Origin of the sequence: Fictibacillus enclensis (assembly GCF_030123385.1) — a bacterium.
Taxonomy (GTDB): Bacteria; Bacillota; Bacilli; order Bacillales; family Fictibacillaceae; genus Fictibacillus_C; species Fictibacillus_C enclensis.
On sequence record NZ_CP126109.1, the window covers coordinates 3,036,987 to 3,056,056 of the forward strand.

Consider the following 19,070-nt stretch of genomic DNA (forward strand, 5'->3'; position numbering starts at 1 on the left):
AGAAGGAGTATTTTTCTTTTTTCGAACACAAAGCCTAACGTTAGGAATTCTGTTAATAAACTGATTCGTTATCTTCCATAATAATTGTGATACCCGATTTCAATACGATATGTAATTTCCCTTTGGTACGTACGCACAAAGAAGAAGCTGCCCTTTAGAACAGCTTCTTTCCTCTAAAATATGATTCTATCAACTTCTCACCAGACCATGAGGATCGATAACGAATTTTTTGGATGCCCCGTTATCAAATTCCGCATAGCCGCTCGGTGCTTCATCCAGAGAGATTAATGTCGCGTTAACCGCTTTGGCGATCTGCGCCCTGCCGCTCAAAATGGAATTCATCAGTTCCCTGTGATACCTCATGACAGGTGTCTGCCCGGTAACAAATGTATGAGCCTTTGCCCAGCCTAACCCCAAACGGATCTTTAAGGTTCCGTGTCTGGCATCATCGTCAACCGCTCCCGGGTCTCCCGTTACATACAGTCCGGGAATTCCAAGTCTTCCGCCTGCTCTAGTGACATCCATTATAGAGTTCAATACGGCAGCTGGAGCCTCCTCACCTGATCCTGCACCATGTCCATGTGCTTCAAATCCGACACAGTCCACAGCACAGTCCACTTCAGGTGCTCCCAGCAGCTGATCAATCTGCTCACCAAGATTGGCATGTTCACGTAAATTGACGGTTTCACAGCCAAAGCTGCGGGCCTGGGCCAAACGTTCTTCTATCAGATCCCCTACAATCACTCTGGATGCCCCTAATAGCTGGGCGGAATGGGCTGCTGCTAATCCAACAGGGCCGGCACCCGCTATGTAAACCGTAGATCCTGTCTTTACTCCAGCAGAAACCGCACCATGATAGCCTGTCGGGAATATATCAGACAGCATGGTCAAATCTAGGATCTTTTCCATTGCCTGATCTTTATCCGGAAACTTCAACAGCTGGAAATCTGCATATGGGACCATTACATATTCTGATTGTCCGCCAACCCAGCCTCCCATATCTACATATCCATAGGCTGAACCTGCCCGGTCTGGATTCACATTTTCACATACATGGGTATTCCGTTCTTTACAGCTTCTACAGCGTCCGCAAGCAATGTTAAAAGGAACAGAAACTAAATCTCCCTTTTTAATGAATTCAACATCGCTTCCTACCTCAATTACTTCTCCTGTGATTTCATGGCCTAGTACCAAGCCGCTTGGTGCTGTCGTCCTTCCCCTTACCATGTGCTGGTCGCTTCCACAGATGTTCGTTGTAACGACCTTTAAAATAACACCATGATTACACTTCCTGCCCACGTTCAACGGGTTCACTCCGGGGCCGTCCTGCAAAACCAAATCCGGATAACTTATATCCCTTACTCCCACCTCTCCTGGTTTCACATAGACTACCGCACGATTTCCAGCCATACAAAAATCACACTCCCAAAATGTATTGGTAAAGCCACGTTTGTAAGCGCTATCATGTAGTCCCTATTATACTATAACATTTGCTTTAAAACGTCATTTATCAACATCATTAAACAATTTTTTAAGTTCTTGGTTGTTTTCTTTTTCAAATTCATCTAGTTGTTTTTTTTCATTGTATACAATCTCCTTATCTTAATCTTTTGATTTTCCTTCTTTTGCCCTAAGAGTTTCAATAAAATAATCGTTGCATTCACCAAAGAATACGTGGATTAAAATTTCTCTGTTAAAGACTACATTTTCATTTAATAGTAACTTATATTTTTCAAAATTGTTAGTAAATTGCAAGTCTTTGTAATTCATCTCTTTTTCCTGTTAGGTACGCTTAACACTTTTCATTCTAGTTTGGATATAAATACTCCTTATTTAACTAACTGCCCGTTAGCACAATAGAAAAAAGCCGCCAAAAATGGCAGCTGGTTCTTCAACTCTTGCACCCTTTAGTTCAACAAGAAAAAAGGGCCGTTCATGCAGTCAGTTTTAAATATCAAAATGAATTAGGTGAGAACAAAACTAAACATAGCAACTATTCTATAATTGTTCTGATGTAATAAGCGGAAGGACGAAGTTCAATGTCTGTCATGAGGAATTCATGGCTTTTCATTAAATTTTGCATTATAGATTCAGTTATTGTTGCTGTATCATATGCGCAAACTGATACTAACCCCATTTCATTTACGCTTTTATTTGCTACTTCTTCAAATTGATTTAATTTTTGTTCTATTTCTAGCTGATGCCCCCACTCTACATGAGCCCATGTTCGAATCGTTAAATTTTCTTCAAGGAACGGTTTTAAAATTTCTTCAAAATCCGCTACAATCGTTGGCGTATGAAAATCCCCGTGTTTACAGTAGAAAGCAAAGTTGTCTGTATAGTGTACGTTAGACAATTCTTCAGCGGTAAGCACTAATCTAACTTTATTAAATATCCTTACAGAAATGCTTTCATTTTCGATTAATATTATATGGTCTCCTTGTTTAATACCAGAGACTATAAAAGAGACAGCATTCTCTATATAGTAGTCAATTTGTTCAAAGTGATAAAATATATGTTCTCCATTGGATAATTTCAACTTATGGTCTCCTTTTTAACTGTATTGTAACACTACAAAACAGACATCAAGACAAGTGAATATCGGAATAAAAAATATATTTTGACAAACAGTCATTTACCTAAAATATGTTTACATAACAGCACTTATCTGAAATTTTCATACTTTTCAGGATATATTTCCAAAATTCAAGGATTCGGCTGTGAAAAGATTCTAAAAGCTGATAATAAAGCATTCCACCATAATTTAGTCCTGGATAAAGAATGTTTAATGTTTCAACACCACGTTCGTTGAGAAGATTTAAACGTTCCTTGGTTTGCTCTAAAGATGCTTTTAGATTTCCCAACAAGTAAGCCATAGTTCTGCCTCCCCATAGATGCTCTATGTTAAGTGGTCAATTACTTATTTATTGTTACTACCCTATTTATATATGGCATAAACCATTATTCTTTTTTGCCGAACCTTGTTGAACTAACCTGCAATTTAGTTAAATAACAAAAGGACTGCCGCCGCAATCCCATCTTAAAGTAGATACCCTGTTTGATCATGAAGAATTATCACAAAAAAAGAGCCAACTGGCTCTTAGTCTTCATTTAACCAGCCCTGCTCTCAATGTACTAACGTCAAATTCTAAATATGCCTTCAAACAAGTCAACATAAATACCCATCCTTCTTTATTATCTAAAATTTGACTTATAAAATCAGAGTCATTTTCGTTAAACCCTTCCTCATTAACTTCAACAATGGTACTAGAATCATCTAACTCATTCAGAGTAATGGTAACAGTATGCCCTTCTCCATTTGCACCCCATTGAAACACAATTTCACTATTTAACTCAATTTCTTTTACTTCTATAAGAACTTCAGCATTGTATTCAATATATCTCAATGTAATTAACTTTCCTTGCTCCCATCGTCCAGAACTGGAAGAGAACCAGAAGTTCCCAATTTTTGAAGGGTCAACAAAGGCTTCAAACACTTCATTTACAGGCTTAGATATTTTCATTTTGGTTAGGTTGTTCATATTAAAGTCCTCTTTCATACACATTTTTTTATGTCTTATTATGTGATTTTCATTTCAAATTATCAAGTGTGGATTTCTTTGATTCTTGTTGCAATAACCTGACCCGTATGTTCAATAAGGAATTGCTGAACTTGAACGCATTGCGAATTCAACAAAAAATGCGATAATCCTCCCAGGATATCATTAACCGTTAGCAATGACCTTGAGAGCACGGGATCGTAATTGTTTATAGAGCCTTTTTTACTATCGTTGCGAAACGGATAAGATTAGGGATTGACAATGCAATCACCTTGCCATAGTGCGAAAGGTTGCATCTTGGTCAAACGCGTCCAGAATGGGAAGAATCCCTTTTTTCTTTGCCAGCTCGTCATTGATGACTACCAGGATTGCGTGGGCATAGTACAGGTTCCGGGAAACCTTGGTCGAAATTCTGCGGCTGACTTCGTCCATATTGTCTCCCCTTGCGGAATAGACAGAGACAGCAATTCCCTGGCCGCCACTCCCCCCTGAAAACGGCCGGTGACATTTCCAGGATTAACGAACTGAAACGTTCCGATATAGATTTAAATACATCTAATGGATAGAAAAAGTAATGGAACTGAAGAGATCGGACAAACTAAGGGTTTTGTAATTCCATGCTCCCAAATAAATACCCTGAATAATGAAAAATATCATTGATCATTCAGAAGTGATCATTACTGGAACTTTATTGTAATCAAACCTTTACATTTCCTCCCCTAAATTGAGAGTAAGTATAAATAAAAGAAGCACCCCATCCTTATGGGTGCAATGAAATGATGGCATACTATTGACATTAGAACCTCATTTTCCACACAACTTGCCACATAAGTCTCAAGCTTCCTGCCCTTCCCTTTTGAATAGCTCTCAATCGTACGGTCCTAAACACATTATTCCCACAGCAAATTCAGAAATAATCACTCAACCGGTAACCTTTACTGAAATAAAAGGCAATAGATTTTGCAATAAATCAATAAGTTGTTAACCAGTACTCCTACAAAAATAAGAGGGTACTCCCTATTCCAGGAATACCCCTTTGAAATTTAATAATTTGGCCGGTCTTTCTGACTCTGCTGCCGGCTCCGGTAAAACTCGTGAAACAACTTCATCAATGCCCGCTTTTCAATTCTTGATACGTAACTCCTTGAAATACCAAGCATTTTAGCAATCTCCCGCTGGGTCTTCTCTTTTTGCATATCTAGGCCAAAACGGCCGACAATGACTTCTTTCTCACGGTCATCAAGCACATGGATATAATTATAAATTTTCTTTTTTTGCATTTTCAGCTGTATAGCATCCACCACATCTTCTGTTTCCGCTTTCAGCACATCAATGAGCGTAATCTCATTCCCTTCCTTATCGGTCCCAATCGGATCATGAAGAGATACATCTTTTTTTGTTTTTTTCAGTGCTCTCAAATGCATAAGGATCTCATTTTCCACACAACGGGCCGCATACGTAGCAAGCTTCGTTCCCTTCCCTCTTGAATAACTCTCGATCGCCTTGATTAGCCCAATGGTCCCGATGGAAAACAAATCTTCTGTAACTTCCCCTGTATTATCAAATTTATTCACGATATGTGCAACCAAACACAAGTTGTGTTCGATTAGTTTACTCCTGGCCTCCTGGTCTCCCTCGGCCATCCTACTTAAGTATTCTTTCTCCTCATCCCTTGAGAGGGGCTGTGGAAACGCATTATTTTTCAAATACGAGACAAACAGCATGACTTCTTTGAAAAAGTACCCTAATACAACAAGCAACCCGGACATTAGAAACCTCCCGGCGGTTTTTGTGTACTCTTATCTGTATGCCGGGCTGGGCTTGTTAGGTGTCTGTACAAATGGAATGAAACACACTCTAAAATATCTAATTTTTCTCATCGATTTTTCCATTATAGTTTAAATCCCTCTTCCACTAACTGACCAATAAATCCATAAGATAAAGCTGTCTTAAAAACAGCTCCGATCTTCAGCTAACGCATCCGTTACTTTAAGTACAATCCTTCACAATTTTTCTTGTTGAATCATAAAAAAGGTGACATTCTTCTTGAGGAATCAATCCAACGTTCGTTCAGCTTCAAAATGGTTTTCCATACCTTACTAAAACGTGCCACAATAGTTTCAATTCTTGAAGTACATCTTTATAAGTTCCTCGATCTCTCCAGGATGCTGGATCCTTTTTTAAGTCCATTACTGCAGATCCAATTATGCTCACATCGATAAATTTTTTGGGGGCAATACGTCTTGCCAAGGATGGCATTGATGGACCTCTAAAATCAGAAGGAACTTCGTCTACCATAAGTTTAAAGCCCTTGTGCCAATATAGATCAATGTAATACTTAAGGCATATTTGTTCTAGGAAACTTCCTACAAGGGTGCCCTTAAAAGAAGGATCCGCCACAAGCACCTCCACATCGTCTTTTAGAGAAACATCCCCATGAATCTGAGCTTCAATATAGTGGTTAAGATTTCTATTTTGCTCTGTAATTGCAGGATTCGTGAAAGGTCCTTCAAGATTAGCCAGTAAATGATTCACTAATCTAACTGGAGTCAGGTTTCTTTCACCAATCGCAAAATCCCTTAAGAATGTTTCTTCTAAGAGTGCAGCCAAAATCATATTAAACTCTTCATAAGTCCCCTTTTCTTTTGGGTCTTGATGTGAATCTAAATACGTGTATGTTGAACGATATGAGACCTTTGGGGATAGAAGAAAATAGCATGATCCAAACCGAGGAGCAGGTCCATCTGGGTGCAACATCAAATTTAGTGCACCATATTTAGGACGTTGGTTATTGGTTGTGCCGAAAAGTTGATAAGCACCTCCAAAAATTCTCTTCTCCCAAAGGTCTCGTTCACCACCAGGGTATGAAGATACGCTGCCGTTAGATATACCTGTTTCAAACTGACTCTTATATACTCCATTCTCAAGCAACGCTTCAGCAACGGTTTGCATAGTTGAATTTGGTCTATCGGGATGAAAATGTAATCCTACCCTTGCATGATCCTTTACTTTAGCAACAGCATTTTTAAATGATTCATCAGAAATATTAGACATTTTTAGTATGTGTTTTATTGATACATTAGCTTCATGTATATGGTTCCTTGCATAATCTGTAATATTTTTTAGTGCAAACAATTGGGATCTGGTTAATTCCATGAATAGATAAATGTCTCCTTTCATCGGATTACATCTAAAAATTCTACCAAAGGTTATTTTTTCCTTCTTCAACTAAACTGCCCCGTTAGCACAATAGAAAAAAGCCGCCAAAAATGGCAGCTGGTTCTTCAACTCTTGCACCCATTAATTGAATAAGAGAGGGCGTGGCCCTCCCTTTCCAATGTTTTTACTTAGCTTTCTGAACGGTAACTTTTACAGTTTTAGTGTTCTTGGCAGCATCAGTAGATGTAACGGTTAACACTCTACCTTTCTTCTGTTTCTTAATGGTGATCTTGAATTTACCATCAGAACCGGCTTTCTTGCTGCCTAGCTTTGTGCTGCCATACTTCACGACAACACTTGCATTCTTTTCTGTCTTACCGCTAACTGATTTATCATTGTCATCCACTTTATTTACAGTTAATGAAGGAGCAGTCTTGTCGATAACTTTCTTCACAGTCACCTTACTTTTATTCTTGGCCGCATCTGTCGCTGTTACAGATAATGAAGTTCCCGCTTTCTGTTTAGCAATCTTAACGGTGAAATTACCATTTTTGTCAGCTGTCGCTTTTCCAATGGATTTCTTATTAACACTTATTTCAACGGTGGATTTAGCCTCTGCCTTACCCTTAACAACCGTATCATTATCATCGACTGTATTCACCGTCGGAGCTTTCGGTGCTGTTTTGTCATAAGGCGTGAAACGGTAGCTTAGCATATACTCATCACCACTACCGAAATTCGCTAAATCAAGTGCAACGAGGTAATAGTGGCCAGCTTTCTTCACATCATACCCTTGACCAATAATTCCTTTATCTGTTACCTCGCGGTAATCGATAGGCAGGAAGTTCTTTTTGGTATCGATCATGCCATATCCAAGGTCCATGAGGGAATAGGGGTAATCAACCGGAAGTGCTGCTGCAGAAAGGTACCCGGGTGTTTTAATATCAAATCCAAAGATATTGAAATCATAATCGTAAAAGGAACCAACCACATACTCTCCGTTAATAAATCAGCAGATGATAGGTCGTTATTTGGTTCATTTTCATAATATATATCCCCTGCTTTTAACATTTTCATAGCTTGGGATTTTGCTTTAGTGGTAAAAAGCGGATGACTGATGCGTTCTGTGTGGTGGCCGCTATTTTTTACAGCCACTTTTAGTTCCTGTTTTGTATCACTATATGTAGGAGCAGATGCTGCATGTGCTGACGATACCCCTAATGTACTTGCCAAAAGTGCTGATGATAAAACTAAGCCTGCAATTTTCTTTTTCAAGTCGATAGTCTCCAAAATTTTCTAATGTTTATATATTCCATTTTATAGTACTTTTTTCCTTCAGCAAATATGATAAAACTATGAAAATAAAAAACCACTAGGGCGGAATACCCAAGTGGCGTTGTTTTGTATTAAACATATTCATTGTTTTAAGATGGAGGGGTCACCAACAAATACATCCATGTTTTCCCAGTACACACCTCCTCGTTTTTCTTCATATCCACCTATTGTTTTCGAAAGTTTTCCTCAACATTCTGGCCCTAAAATTAAAAAAGCGCTGTTCCTTGTTACAGGAAAGCGCCCGATTGTTTTTACAATGTATTGAGCTCTTGTTTTCCATTATCTAGGTTTTTTTACCTTTTTAAATTATCGATTTTGTTTACTAACACTTGTTACTTTCCACCCTTTTTGATCCACCCATTCAAGATTCACAACGTACATCCAACTATCTTCGCCGTCAGGGCTCACTTTTCCAACTGATTTTTGAGGTCCCCCGCCATTTTCAATACGCCAGATGTTCATGTTGACCCCTAGACCTGTTGCCATTTGGATCGCTTTTACTTTTTCGTTCCAATCCACTGAATCCTTAACATAACTCGAAGTATGTGGTCCAGTCTGACTCGTTCCAATGGGTTTCGACGACCCAGGTCCTGTCACTTTCTCCTCATCTTGAGAATTATGCTTCTCGCGCTCTTCCTTGGCTTCTTTTGCTTTCTGCTCTTCTCTGTCTTTTTCTACTTTTTGTTTTTTTGTAGCTTGTTCTTCGGAGTCTTTCTGAATTCTTTTAGCTTCTTGCTGCTCTTTAGTTTTTTTATTTTCCCTTAATTTTTTATCTTGGTTTTTTAATTCGATCTCTTTATCTTTACTGATCGTTGTGTCATTATTTTGTTGGTTCCTTTGTTCACTTTCACTTTTGGTTAGGTTGTGTCGGTTATCGGTTGAGGCCTGATTGCTGTCTCCCCACATTATTTTTCCTGCTACAATAAATATTAGGACCAATACGACACAAATTAGGCCGTTCAGAGTAATATGCATCTTTTTTCTCTTTTGGCGTTGAAGTCTTGATCTCATCTTATCTCCCTTCAGTTCTATCACTTCATCACAATGGTTTTACAAAAGTTTCGATCTCTTCGTTCTTTTTTTACAACGAAATGATGTTGTTTAAATAATATTCGACAGGTTTTTTTTAAACATAAGGGGTAAAATGAAGAGGTAAAATATTCTTTACAATGAGCGATTTAAACAAAGCCTCTTTTTTTTATCTTTGATTGGGACCATCTAGTGTTAGACCATACTGTCTAAAGACTATTTTCCAATTCTTACCTTCCGTTCTCCCCGAAGAGAAACAACCACACTAAGCCTTTGCATGTACTCTATGAAAATCTAAAAAAGGAAGGGTAAAAACCCTTCCTCAGGCTGTCGAGAGACAGCATTTCCCTGGCCGCCACTCCCCCCCTGAAAACCGCCGGTGACATTTCCAGGATTAACGAACTGAAACGTTCCGATATAGATTTAAATACATCTAATGGATAGAAAAAGAAATGGAACTGAAGAAATCGGACAAACTAAGGGTCTTGTAATTCCATGCTCCCAAATAAATACCCTGAATAATGAAAAATATCATTGATCATTCAGAAGTGATCATTACTGGAACTCTTGCTCATACACAAACCATGAGCGCAATAAGGCCCCGCGGTGAAACACGCCGTGCTTTTTTTGTATTGTAATCAAACCTTTACATTTCCTCCCCTAAATTGAGAGTAAATATAAATAAAAGAAGCACCCATCCTTATGGGTGCAATGAAATGATGGCATATTACCTATAATGTATTTTTCATGCAACACTATTGACATTAGAAAATCAACGTGCCGCATACGTCGCAAGCTTCGTGCCTTTCCCTCTCGAATAGCTCTCGATCGCCTTGATCAGTCCGATGGTCCCGATGGAAATCAGGTCTTCCGTATCTTCCCCTGTATTCTCAAATTTCTTGACGACATGTGCAACCAAACGCAAGTTGTGTTCGATCAGTTTGCTTCTGGCCTCCTGGTCTCCCTCGGCCATCCGTTTTAAGTATTCTTTCTCCTCGTTTTCGTTGAGGGGCTGCGGAAACGCATTGTTTTTCACATACGAGACAAACAGCATAACTTCTTTGAAAAAGTATCCTAATACAACAAGCAACCTGGACATTCAGACACCTCCCGGCGGTTATTTCTTACTCTTATCTGTATGCCGGGTTGGGCTTGTTAGGTGTCTGTACCATATGAAATGAAGCACAATCTAAAATATCTAATTTTTTCTCGTTTATTTTTCCATTACGTTGTCCACCCTGATTAACTTATTTTGACGCTCTACTCTGCTAAATTGACATGGAAGATAGTAGTAGGATCTTGTATTTATAGCATAAAGCAGCATCTGTTTATATGTAGTTAATTATTGTTAATTACATCAGGTCAAGTATCACTCTGTTTACATGGAAAGACCCCTCATTCATAATGAGGGGTTGCCAAGCTAAAAGAAGTTTCATTACTTATAAAATAACAATGAAGAACTGGTTTCTATTTGGTCTCATTTCTAAAAACGAGTGAACTTACCACTCCCGAAACTTGTAACTTTTACTCATGATTAATTTATCTAGCCATTCATCAAAGTTCTTTTTTAGTAAATCTCCCTCAGAAAATTGTCCATATGATCCTTAAACTGCAATAAGTAATGGGGGCACAAGCACCATTATTTCCCTACCCTTTTTGCAAAATCTGAACCTGCAGCATAGCGATCTCCCGAAGTTTTGATCTTCAAAAGCGCATCATTTATAGCACTTAATTCATTTGGAGTGAGTTTTATTTCCGCTACATTTAAAATAAGCGAATTACGTTAGTAAGGTTGAACTATATCATAAATCAAATTTTTTAACTGAATTAATCTTCAAAGAATCTATACTCCTTAAAAACACCTTTACTCACTAAAAAATTACATTGTATATAAGTAAACAAATTGTCTTTTTCACACATTTTTAATTTGTTTTTCAGGTGATTTTCATTCTTCCTATGTAAGGTTGATGTTGTACTCATTATTGCCTTAAAAAAGGAGGAAACACGATTGGATACGATTATTGAAACAAGAGAACCCTCTCTTGGCCGCCAGATGCTGAATAAAGTCCCCGAGGTGACCATTTTCTTTTGGATTATAAAAATTATGGCCACGACCGTTGGGGAAACAGCAGCCGACTTTCTCACATTCAAGCTGCACTGGGGACTCACCAATACTACCTTTGTCATGAGCGCTCTATTAATCATCACCCTTATTTTTCAATTTAAGGCGAGAAAATATATTCCTGGCGTCTATTGGCTTGCTGTCGTGTTGATCAGCGTAGTCGGAACGCTGATTACCGACAATCTCACTGACCATTTTGGAGTGCCGCTCGTTACATCAACGATTGTCTTTTCCATCATCTTGGCGATTACATTCGCCGCCTGGTATAAGAGTGAAAAGACGCTCTCCATTCACTCCATCTTTACAACGAGACGAGAGACATTTTACTGGCTCGCTATTTTATTTACCTTTGCACTCGGTACAGCAGCAGGAGATCTTGTTTCTGAAGATATTGGATTAGGCTATTGGAAATCAGGCATCCTTTTCGCGGTTGTCATAGCTTTAGTAGCTCTTGCCTTTTTCAAGTTTAATATGAATGCTGTTCTTTCCTTTTGGATTGCCTATATTTTAACACGTCCACTTGGAGCATCCATCGGAGATTTTCTTTCCCAGTCCCGTCATGCAGGAGGGCTTGGTCTCGGAACGACTGGAACAAGTATGATTTTCTTGGCAATTATATTAGCTCTCGTAATATATTTAACAAAGACCCGGAGAGACGAGATCCCGGTAGAAGAATAACACAAAAAGAAAGCGTTCCTTGATTCGGAGCGCTTTCTTTTTGTGACAGCTTTCTATATTTCTTCATAGTCACCTTTGGAAAGCATTTCATAGTACTTTGACTCTTCAATCTTGCCTTTTCTCCATCACAGTAGTCATAAGCTATACCATTAGCAAATTTTCCCGTGCCTTCGCATTCAGGACATGTTACATATTCATCCTTGCCGCCAAATGAAAGAGAACCAATGGGTAAGAGCGAAAGGACTTTTTTTAGAATTGCTACAGTTTGTTTACACTGTAGCATTCATTTATATTTAATGTTCTCCTCAGTAAAATTTAATGTTTAGGCGCCTTCAGTCTTTTTGAAGAAAACAGGAATTCTTAATTCCACTTCAGTCCCTTTCCCTTCTTTACTTTGTATAAAAATATCGCCTCGATGGAGTTTCATGATTGTTTTCGCAATGGATAATCCAAGGCCAGTGCCGCCTGTTTCTCTAGACCTTGCTTTATCTACCCTGTAAAACCTTTCAAAGATGTTGTCAAGGTCTTCTTCCGGTATCCCAACTCCGCTATCTTTTACCCTAATGAAGGCGTCCCCCTCATCATCGCCAACTGTAACTTCGATTTTCGATTTGCTGTACTTGCTCGCATTATCAAGAACGATAATGATAACCTGTTTCATCTTCAGCTCGTCGGCTTCAATAATAACAGGTTTATTTTCCTTGTGAAGAAGGATTTCACGTTTATACACACTTTGAAGCTGCATCACCAAGTTTTCGCATACTTGTGTAAGGTTCACCTTGCCCACATCAATGGAGGTTTCATTTTCAGAAGATGCCAGATCAAGCAGTGTCTCGGTCATCTTTTGCATCCGCATCGCTTCCTGATGAATGGCTTCAATTGCGTCCCTGGAATGTTTGACATTATTCACACCTCGCCGCAGTAATAAGTCGGCATAGCTGCCAATGACCGTGATCGGCGTTTTCAACTCATGGGAGGCATCAGAAGCAAATTGTTTCTGTCTTTTGATGTTTTCCTGTAAACGGCTGATCATGCGATTAAAAGTGTTGGCAAGTGTATAAAGTTCATCCTTCGAGCGGTTCTGAATGAATATTGTTTTTGGGACTCCGCTTTGCTCGATATCCTCCATCGTTCTGATTATTCTTGAGATGGGTTTCATAATTACGCTGGAAAGCAGTGTGCCCCCAGCCAATGAGAGGAGAAGCGTAATTCCTGAACATGCCGCCAAGATGGATAAAAGCTTGTCCTTCATCACTTCTAGACCCGTTACCCTTTGCGCGATTTCCATCGAATAGGAAACATTATGATTGATGGAGATGGGGATACGTACAATTTGAAACTGTTCCTCACCGATCTGCCGCAGTTCGGACTTTTCCTTGCGTGTAAACTCTGGTTGTACGTTTGCTAATTCTGTATCATCCGTAACTTGCTTGATGACCGCCGAATGCTTGTCCACGATCCGGATGAAAGAATGGTCAGAAAGATAGACCTCCAGCAGATCCTTCGTTAATTCCTCTGGTCCTTTCCTTTCTGTTTTTTTGATGATCTCATGAGCCTTCTGATTGAGAAACCGTTCTTCAATAGTGCCAATTGTTTTCATGAAGGTGAAAAAGACGAGGACATTCATAATCAAAAGAATAAAAACGAGCCATGCTGTTGTTAAGAGGTTGATCTTTGTGGTAATTTTCACTTTACTTCTCCTTCATGGTATATCCTACACCGCGAACGGTCTGTATGAGTGAATCCGGAGAATTATCCTCAAGTTTTTTCCTCAAATGGCGAATGTAAACATCAATAACATTGGTCTCTCCTTCAAATTCATAGCCCCAGACATTTGTTATAATTCCATCGCGTGTGACGATTTTGTTTTTATGATGAAGAAGGTATACAAGCAAATCGTACTCTTTAGGCGTTAAAAAAATGCTTGTCCCGTTTCTTGAGACTTCCCTCGTTTCCGTGTCCACACTTAAATCCTTGAAGAAAAGCTTTTGCCCCTCAGTTCCTCCTGCTTTTATGTTAAGGATTGAAGAATAATAGCGTATCGTGGATCTTACGCGTGCGAGCAGTTCCTCCATCACGAAAGGCTTTGTCACATAATCGTTCGCTCCGAGATCCAATCCCATTACTTTATCCAGCGTTGAATTTCGAGCGGTTAATAAAATAACTGGTGTATGTCTGCCTGCCTTCCTCAGCCGCCTCAACATCTCTACTCCGCTTAGTTTCGGAAGCATCACATCTAGGAGGATTAAGTTGTACTCTTCACGAAGAGCCTGTTCAATTCCAGATTGACCATCATGCTCAACATAAACATCATACTCCTCATATTCCAATTCAATCTTAAGAACTTTAGCAATCTGCACTTCATCTTCAACCACTAGTATCCGCTGCTTCATTTCTATCCCTTCTTTCTTGCGTCCCTAAACTTTACCATGAGACCCAATCCGAATTTCTTATTTTCATTGAATTTTAATGTAGACTTCAGTGTTTTTTCAGCTAACCGGTCTATACTTTGTTTTGGTCCAGGATCATCCACTTTGATAGTCAGAATAAAGGAGAGCAGTCTATGAATAATATGATTTTTCATTGGATTAATAGCTGGGCAACGCAATCAGCTATTTTAGATAGAAGTATGATTTTACTGTCAAGCAGTGTACCTTATACAGCTGCAGCGATCATGTTGATGCTATGGTTTACTTCAGGAAAAATGAATGATATAGAAAACAAACGCACGGCAATTTATGCTGGCTGTACTGTCGCTCTTGCATTAGTGCTGAATATCATATTTCATCTTGTTTATTATCATCCACGGCCGTTCGCTGTGCAGCATGTACACAAACTGATTCCTCATGCCAAGGACTCCTCATTTGTCAGTGAACATGCCCTAGTAGTATTCTCTATCGCATGGATTTTATGGATGAGAGGTAGTACTTGGCGGATACCTGTCCTTTGCTGGGCGGCATTGGTTGGCATTTCGCGGATCTTTGTCGGTGTTCATTATCCGGTCGATGTAGCCGGAAGTGCACTCCTGGCATATGCTTGCGGATATCTTATATTGCACTTTTCAGCCAAGCTGGAACCTTTCGTTCAGTTTGTAATGAATCTCTCTCGTAAAGTTAAGTTCTTTGAAGACAAGGAACTTGAAAGAAAGGAAAAGCTGTGATTCCCACTTTTATCAACAAGTCTTGCAGGAACTGCATTTTCTGATTATATGGACCGTTCGCTTGCTTTTCAAAGAAAATTGAAAGGGGGTTTGTCTACGGTCTGAAAAGAGTGCATTTCGCACTCTTTTTACTTTGCACTGCAAGGTCAGTCGCCTCCACTTTTCATTTGCTGCTTCCTTCTATCTTTGTATTTCTGAAAGCTCCATATCACCACTGCTACCCAGCATCCACTAGCGGTATAGCCTCCAAGAACATCGCTTGGATAGTGAACGCCAAGATAAATCCTGCTTATACCGATAAGAAGGATCATAAAAACGCTAAATAGTACCAATGCTGTCCTTCCTGCTCTTGAGCGAATATGCCTCCAAAGGAGAAAAGCAAGAATTCCATACAAAGAAAAAGCATTCATGGAATGTCCGCTCGGAAAACTGAATCCCCCGATGTCTATTAGCCTGTGGTATTCAGGGCGTACTCGATGAAAAAATCGTTTTAACCCCTCATTAAACAGTGGGCTGCCCACCAATACAATCATGAAGACGATCAGCTCCGCCTTTTGTTTGTACAGTTTAAACAAGAGCAGAAGGATTAACACACTGATACCAAGGACCACGGGAAATGATCCTATAAAGGTAAAGAATCTCATGACGGTTGTGAAGAGTGGAGACTCAAATCCCTGGACAAAGCTGATAATTGCCATGTCAGCAGGGAAAACGGCATTGCTCATTACCAGAAATGCAAGCAGACTGAACCCTGCTGCAAAAAGAAGGATAAGAACAATGGCAGGGTCTATTTTTTTTCGTGAAAAATTATGCATGCATGTCTCCTCCTCTCCACCTTTTTCCTGAAAACAAAATTCCTCTGTCCAAGGTAGTTGAATAGTGTATAAAGAACAGTCCCAGCCAAAACAGAAACATCTTTTTGAAAGAGGGAAGGAAGGAAATGAACCGTGTTCGCCAAGAAGTCAGCTGTCTCCCTGCCTAATGAGTAAGCTGCATAATAGCAAACAAAAATGACTGCCACAAATCGGATCGAACTGCTCCCCATCTTTTCACTGCTTCTAAAGGTAAACGTACGGTTCAGAAAATAGCTTACCAATGCCCCGGCTGCATTACCCAAAAAAGTTGCCGGCCAATATCCCAACCCTCCCCAATGAAGCAATATATAAATGGAAGATAGTCCAACTGCAGTATTTGCCACCCCTACTAATAGGAAGCGAAAAAAAGAATGGTTAATCATTTCGCGTTCCTTCAAGATGAACGGACGGGAAAACAGTGTTTTTCTTGGTATATTTATCGATTTCAATGGCATATTTTGGCCGTCTTTTTACTTCCGTGAAGATTTTCCCGATATATTCCCCTAACAGGCCAATTCCGAGGAGCTGCAGACCACCGATGAGCCAAATCGAAATAATCAGTGAGGTCCAGCCGGATTCCGTATGGCCCAAGAACTTTTGTGTTAACGCGTAAAGGCCGGCTGCAGAGCTAAGGATAACAGACAGCAGTCCAATAATGGTTACCAGGCGTATGGGTGCCACACTGAAAGACGTGATGCCGTCAAAAGCAAAAGAAAGCATCTTCTTTAAAGGGTATTTGGATTCACCCACCTTCCTCTCCTTCCGTTCATAAGCAACGGTTGAAGATGGAAGTCCAATAAGGGGAACCAAGCCGCGAAGGAAAAGATTTTGTTCTTTATAGTTGGATAATTCATGTAAGGCTCTGGAACTCATTAGACGGAAATCCGCATGGTTCTCGACCAGATCAATCCCAATTTTATTCATAAAACGGTAAAATCCCAAGGCTGTCGTCCGTTTGAAAAACGTATCTGTATCTCTTTTGCTTCTTACGCCGTATACAATTTCATTGCCCAGCATGTACTTTTCAATCATCTTCGGAATGGCGTTGATATCATCCTGAAGATCGGCATCAATCGATATCACACAGTCTGCCTGGTCCTTGGCAGCCATTAAACCAGCGTATAATGCGTTTTGATGACCGGAATTCCTTGTCAACTTAAGGCCTTTCACGAAACTGTATTTTGACATTTCAAGGATATCCCACGTGTTGTCCTTGCTTCCGTCATCCACAAACAATAGGTCGCTTGCAGGGGCAACCATGCCGTCTTCAATCATGTTCTCCAGCAATTGACCCAACTGCTGCAACGTATCTTCCAGCACATCCTCTTCGTTATAACACGGAATGACAATCGTTACATATGGATAGTCCATTTTCATAATCCCTCCTGTTTGGTTTGTACTTTATACAGATAAATTTTCCATGCCGAATCTTTTTCACTGAATGCTTTCAGAAACTTAAGTCTGTTTTCCTGAGCATTTTCGATTGGAACTGCTGAAAAGAAATAATCGCCGCCCAACCGCTTGAAAGCATCGGTATTTAGATCAAGATGGCGGATTTTCTTATGGGAGTTCTTTGTAAAATCATAATTCTTCCCCAATTCATCGACGAAGATATAACAGCGATTTCCCCAATCATCGAAGTAGGTCCGAAGGGTACGGTTCTTTTCCAGCTCTGGCGCAATGATTTTCCTGAACTTCTTTTTATAGGACAAAGGGTAGTAGTTGTTATACGTATCAAGTGTATAAAAGCCATTATACTGGGCGATGGACGGGTGTAGCCCAATGCTTGCCACCCGGTATGATGACTGCGGCTTTCCGATATACTCTTTGATTTGTTCAAATTGTTTTTCTGCATAAAATTCTTTAAAGGAGGGTTTTCCTATTACTCTGTAATCAATTTCAGGATTTGCCCCGAACAATATCAGGATCTGCAGAACAAGTGCCCATTTAACGGCCTTTTTCCAGCCAAATCCCATTTTCCATAAAAAGCGGCAGCCAAGGCCGAACAAAAGATAAATGATCAGTGGCCGAAGGAAATGAAGCCTAGCAAAATTAAAGGTATTTAAAAGACTGACTTTATCCTTGATTGGCTGCCATCCCTTATAAAACCAAAAAGCATACCAAACGGACAAAATAATATTAATCATAAACAGCCATATAAATGTCTTTTCGGTTTTGATCCCCGATTTCCAAATTTTCCACATCACAATAAACAGAACCGGCAGGATCACAGCGGTATGCAGGGTCATTACATGGGTGTGGCCAAGCAGGTAGTTTTCAAACGTTAATCTTACAGCATGCCAAAATCCCAGATTTGAACTGACAAACTCATCCCTGCTGGTTGGCTCTTGTGGAAACAGCAATGAATAAACAAGCCGGTATTCCACCAGAAGGTATACTGCCGTCATCAGGGCAATTCCCCCCAAGAATACCCAGTTTCGCTTCTTCCGAATGAGAGCGTCATAAAGCCAGAAAATACCCATGGAGGCCAAAAAGAAAAAAAATCCAAGCACGAAGCTGGAATACAAAGGAAGAAGAATAAGGGTCAGCCAGTTTTTAGGCGTGCTGTCCCCATTTCGGATATTTAAAAAGGCCCATAAAGCAAGGGGCATGCCCAAGGTGCTAAGCATCCCGGATGGCCAAAAAGGCGTGATTGCAAATGCGAAAGACACCCAAACTGAAATGGGCCACACCTCGGGTTCCTTCAGAAAATGTTTTTTCAGCAAAAGGTACATCCCCATGAATGCAAAACATCTTGTAATCGCCTGGCTCAGGGCAAATGCCATCATCGATGGGAATAAATGATGCAGCCACTCGATCCCGCTGAACTCTGTCCCGAAGGTATCCCGGGGCAGGCCGTTTATAATTTGAGGAACAGTGCTGTCGACCGGTCCAAACAGCAGGCCGCTTTCCCGCAATACCTTATACCAGGCGATATTGGAATCAAGGTTGTCATGTACCCGGATATGGGCATTCTCCCCGAGAATAAAAAGAGGTGACAGGTATACGGCCAATAAGAGCCAAGCCAGCCATAAATGTTTATTTTTTAGTTCAAGTTCACTCCACATCCTACTCCAATTTATAAGTCATCATCCTTTATATCTCTAATAATTCATTTAAAACAGTACCCTTCTCCCATGAAAAGACCCTTAATTCTCCATTAAAAAAGGATT

At 39.9% G+C, this 19,070-nt stretch carries 18 protein-coding genes and 1 pseudogene; 2 read left to right on the forward strand and 17 right to left on the reverse strand.

All coding sequences use genetic code 11. The annotated features are described in order from the left end of the window. Positions 1 to 189: 189 nt before the first annotated feature. The 11 genes and pseudogenes from fdhA to QNH15_RS16075 all read right to left on the reverse strand — a co-directional run. Positions 190 to 1,410: a formaldehyde dehydrogenase, glutathione-independent gene (gene fdhA / locus QNH15_RS16025; RefSeq protein ID WP_283889301.1), complete on the reverse strand. Its 1,221-nt coding sequence runs from the start codon at positions 1,408 to 1,410 to the stop codon at positions 190 to 192. 583 nt (positions 1,411 to 1,993) lie between these two features. Next, the gene (locus tag QNH15_RS16030; protein ID WP_283889302.1) at positions 1,994 to 2,539 is read right to left on the reverse strand and encodes an MEDS domain-containing protein; all 546 of its coding nucleotides are present in this window, start codon (positions 2,537 to 2,539) and stop codon (positions 1,994 to 1,996) included. A 100-nt stretch (positions 2,540 to 2,639) separates the two neighbouring features. Continuing rightward, on the reverse strand, positions 2,640 to 2,876 hold the full coding sequence (locus QNH15_RS16035) for a hypothetical protein (protein WP_283889303.1): 237 nt from the start codon (positions 2,874 to 2,876) through the stop codon (positions 2,640 to 2,642). A 231-nt stretch (positions 2,877 to 3,107) separates the two neighbouring features. Beyond that, the gene (locus QNH15_RS16040; protein WP_283889304.1) at positions 3,108 to 3,542 is read right to left on the reverse strand and encodes an SRPBCC family protein; all 435 of its coding nucleotides are present in this window, start codon (positions 3,540 to 3,542) and stop codon (positions 3,108 to 3,110) included. 285 nt (positions 3,543 to 3,827) lie between these two features. Beyond that, positions 3,828 to 3,992 (reverse strand): Ger(x)C family spore germination protein, encoded by a 165-nt coding sequence (locus tag QNH15_RS16045; protein ID WP_283889305.1) that lies wholly within the window; start codon positions 3,990 to 3,992, stop codon positions 3,828 to 3,830. Between the two features lie 611 nt (positions 3,993 to 4,603). Then, complete coding sequence (gene sigK / locus QNH15_RS16050) at positions 4,604 to 5,329, reverse strand: RNA polymerase sporulation sigma factor SigK (protein WP_283889306.1); 726 nt, start codon at positions 5,327 to 5,329, stop codon at positions 4,604 to 4,606. 307 nt (positions 5,330 to 5,636) lie between these two features. After that, a complete protein-coding gene (locus QNH15_RS16055) occupies positions 5,637 to 6,716 on the reverse strand; it encodes a DUF3626 domain-containing protein (RefSeq protein WP_283895601.1) in 1,080 nt (359 codons plus the stop codon). A 187-nt stretch (positions 6,717 to 6,903) separates the two neighbouring features. Further along, complete coding sequence (locus tag QNH15_RS16060) at positions 6,904 to 7,584, reverse strand: Ig-like domain-containing protein (protein WP_283889307.1); 681 nt, start codon at positions 7,582 to 7,584, stop codon at positions 6,904 to 6,906. Further along, positions 7,581 to 7,994, reverse strand: coding sequence for a hypothetical protein (locus tag QNH15_RS16065; protein WP_283889308.1), 414 nt, complete (start codon positions 7,992 to 7,994; stop codon positions 7,581 to 7,583). The genes QNH15_RS16060 and QNH15_RS16065 overlap by 4 nt, the downstream gene beginning before the upstream one ends. Before the next feature lie 366 nt (positions 7,995 to 8,360). Continuing rightward, the gene (locus QNH15_RS16070; RefSeq protein WP_283889309.1) at positions 8,361 to 9,065 is read right to left on the reverse strand and encodes a DUF1510 family protein; all 705 of its coding nucleotides are present in this window, start codon (positions 9,063 to 9,065) and stop codon (positions 8,361 to 8,363) included. Between the two features lie 793 nt (positions 9,066 to 9,858). Beyond that, positions 9,859 to 10,182, reverse strand: a pseudogene (locus QNH15_RS16075) (sigma factor); the annotation flags it as partial. 954 nt (positions 10,183 to 11,136) lie between these two features. Here QNH15_RS16075 and QNH15_RS16080 point away from each other — a divergent pair. Continuing rightward, entirely contained in the window at positions 11,137 to 11,883 is a 747-nt protein-coding gene (locus tag QNH15_RS16080) for a COG4705 family protein (RefSeq protein ID WP_283895603.1), read from the forward strand. Positions 11,884 to 12,205: 322 nt separating this feature from the next. Here QNH15_RS16080 and QNH15_RS16085 read toward each other — a convergent pair whose 3' ends face one another. Both QNH15_RS16085 and QNH15_RS16090 read right to left on the reverse strand, forming a co-directional pair. Continuing rightward, positions 12,206 to 13,573, reverse strand: a complete 1,368-nt coding sequence (locus QNH15_RS16085; protein WP_283889310.1) for a HAMP domain-containing sensor histidine kinase — start codon at positions 13,571 to 13,573, stop codon at positions 12,206 to 12,208. A gap of 1 nt (position 13,574) precedes the next feature. Further along, complete coding sequence (locus QNH15_RS16090) at positions 13,575 to 14,276, reverse strand: response regulator transcription factor (protein WP_283889311.1); 702 nt, start codon at positions 14,274 to 14,276, stop codon at positions 13,575 to 13,577. Between the two features lie 170 nt (positions 14,277 to 14,446). Here QNH15_RS16090 and QNH15_RS16095 point away from each other — a divergent pair, with 170 nt between their 5' ends. After that, complete coding sequence (locus QNH15_RS16095) at positions 14,447 to 15,043, forward strand: undecaprenyl-diphosphatase (RefSeq protein WP_283889312.1); 597 nt, start codon at positions 14,447 to 14,449, stop codon at positions 15,041 to 15,043. Between the two features lie 146 nt (positions 15,044 to 15,189). On the opposite strand, the gene QNH15_RS16100 is transcribed toward QNH15_RS16095, so the two are convergent. Genes QNH15_RS16100 through QNH15_RS16115 form a run of 4 tightly spaced genes read right to left on the reverse strand, consistent with a single transcriptional unit; the run spans position 15,190 to position 18,965 of the window. Beyond that, the gene (locus QNH15_RS16100) at positions 15,190 to 15,858 is read right to left on the reverse strand and encodes a phosphatase PAP2 family protein (RefSeq protein WP_129474913.1); all 669 of its coding nucleotides are present in this window, start codon (positions 15,856 to 15,858) and stop codon (positions 15,190 to 15,192) included. Next, positions 15,831 to 16,280 carry a GtrA family protein gene (locus QNH15_RS16105; RefSeq protein ID WP_347343346.1) on the reverse strand — a complete coding sequence of 150 codons (450 nt, stop codon included), beginning with the start codon at positions 16,278 to 16,280 and terminating at the stop codon, positions 15,831 to 15,833. Before QNH15_RS16105 ends, QNH15_RS16100 begins: the two co-directional genes overlap by 28 nt. Continuing rightward, a complete protein-coding gene (locus QNH15_RS16110) occupies positions 16,273 to 17,268 on the reverse strand; it encodes a glycosyltransferase family 2 protein (protein ID WP_283895607.1) in 996 nt (331 codons plus the stop codon). Before QNH15_RS16110 ends, QNH15_RS16105 begins: the two co-directional genes overlap by 8 nt. A 2-nt stretch (positions 17,269 to 17,270) precedes the next feature. Then, positions 17,271 to 18,965, reverse strand: coding sequence for a DUF6044 family protein (locus QNH15_RS16115; protein WP_283889313.1), 1,695 nt, complete (start codon positions 18,963 to 18,965; stop codon positions 17,271 to 17,273). Positions 18,966 to 19,070: the final 105 nt, after the last annotated feature.

Excerpts from the sequence above, each read along its gene's own strand:
- fdhA (WP_283889301.1), bottom strand. The coding sequence starts at position 1,410 with ATGGCTGGAAATCGTGCGGTAGTCTATGTGAAACCAGGAGAGGTGGGA.
- QNH15_RS16035 (WP_283889303.1), bottom strand. The coding sequence starts at position 2,876 with ATGGCTTACTTGTTGGGAAATCTAAAAGCATCTTTAGAGCAAACCAAG.
- QNH15_RS16040 (WP_283889304.1), bottom strand. The coding sequence starts at position 3,542 with ATGAACAACCTAACCAAAATGAAAATATCTAAGCCTGTAAATGAAGTG.
- QNH15_RS16045 (WP_283889305.1), bottom strand. The coding sequence starts at position 3,992 with ATGGACGAAGTCAGCCGCAGAATTTCGACCAAGGTTTCCCGGAACCTG.
- sigK (WP_283889306.1), bottom strand. The coding sequence starts at position 5,329 with ATGTCCGGGTTGCTTGTTGTATTAGGGTACTTTTTCAAAGAAGTCATG.
- QNH15_RS16055 (WP_283895601.1), bottom strand. The coding sequence starts at position 6,716 with ATGGAATTAACCAGATCCCAATTGTTTGCACTAAAAAATATTACAGAT.
- QNH15_RS16060 (WP_283889307.1), bottom strand. The coding sequence starts at position 7,584 with ATGATCGATACCAAAAAGAACTTCCTGCCTATCGATTACCGCGAGGTA.
- QNH15_RS16070 (WP_283889309.1), bottom strand. The coding sequence starts at position 9,065 with ATGAGATCAAGACTTCAACGCCAAAAGAGAAAAAAGATGCATATTACT.
- QNH15_RS16080 (WP_283895603.1), top strand. The coding sequence starts at position 11,137 with ATGCTGAATAAAGTCCCCGAGGTGACCATTTTCTTTTGGATTATAAAA.
- QNH15_RS16090 (WP_283889311.1), bottom strand. The coding sequence starts at position 14,276 with ATGAAGCAGCGGATACTAGTGGTTGAAGATGAAGTGCAGATTGCTAAA.
- QNH15_RS16095 (WP_283889312.1), top strand. The coding sequence starts at position 14,447 with ATGAATAATATGATTTTTCATTGGATTAATAGCTGGGCAACGCAATCA.
- QNH15_RS16100 (WP_129474913.1), bottom strand. The coding sequence starts at position 15,858 with ATGCATAATTTTTCACGAAAAAAAATAGACCCTGCCATTGTTCTTATC.
- QNH15_RS16105 (WP_347343346.1), bottom strand. The coding sequence starts at position 16,280 with ATGATTAACCATTCTTTTTTTCGCTTCCTATTAGTAGGGGTGGCAAAT.
- QNH15_RS16110 (WP_283895607.1), bottom strand. The coding sequence starts at position 17,268 with ATGGACTATCCATATGTAACGATTGTCATTCCGTGTTATAACGAAGAG.
- QNH15_RS16115 (WP_283889313.1), bottom strand. The coding sequence starts at position 18,965 with ATGTGGAGTGAACTTGAACTAAAAAATAAACATTTATGGCTGGCTTGG.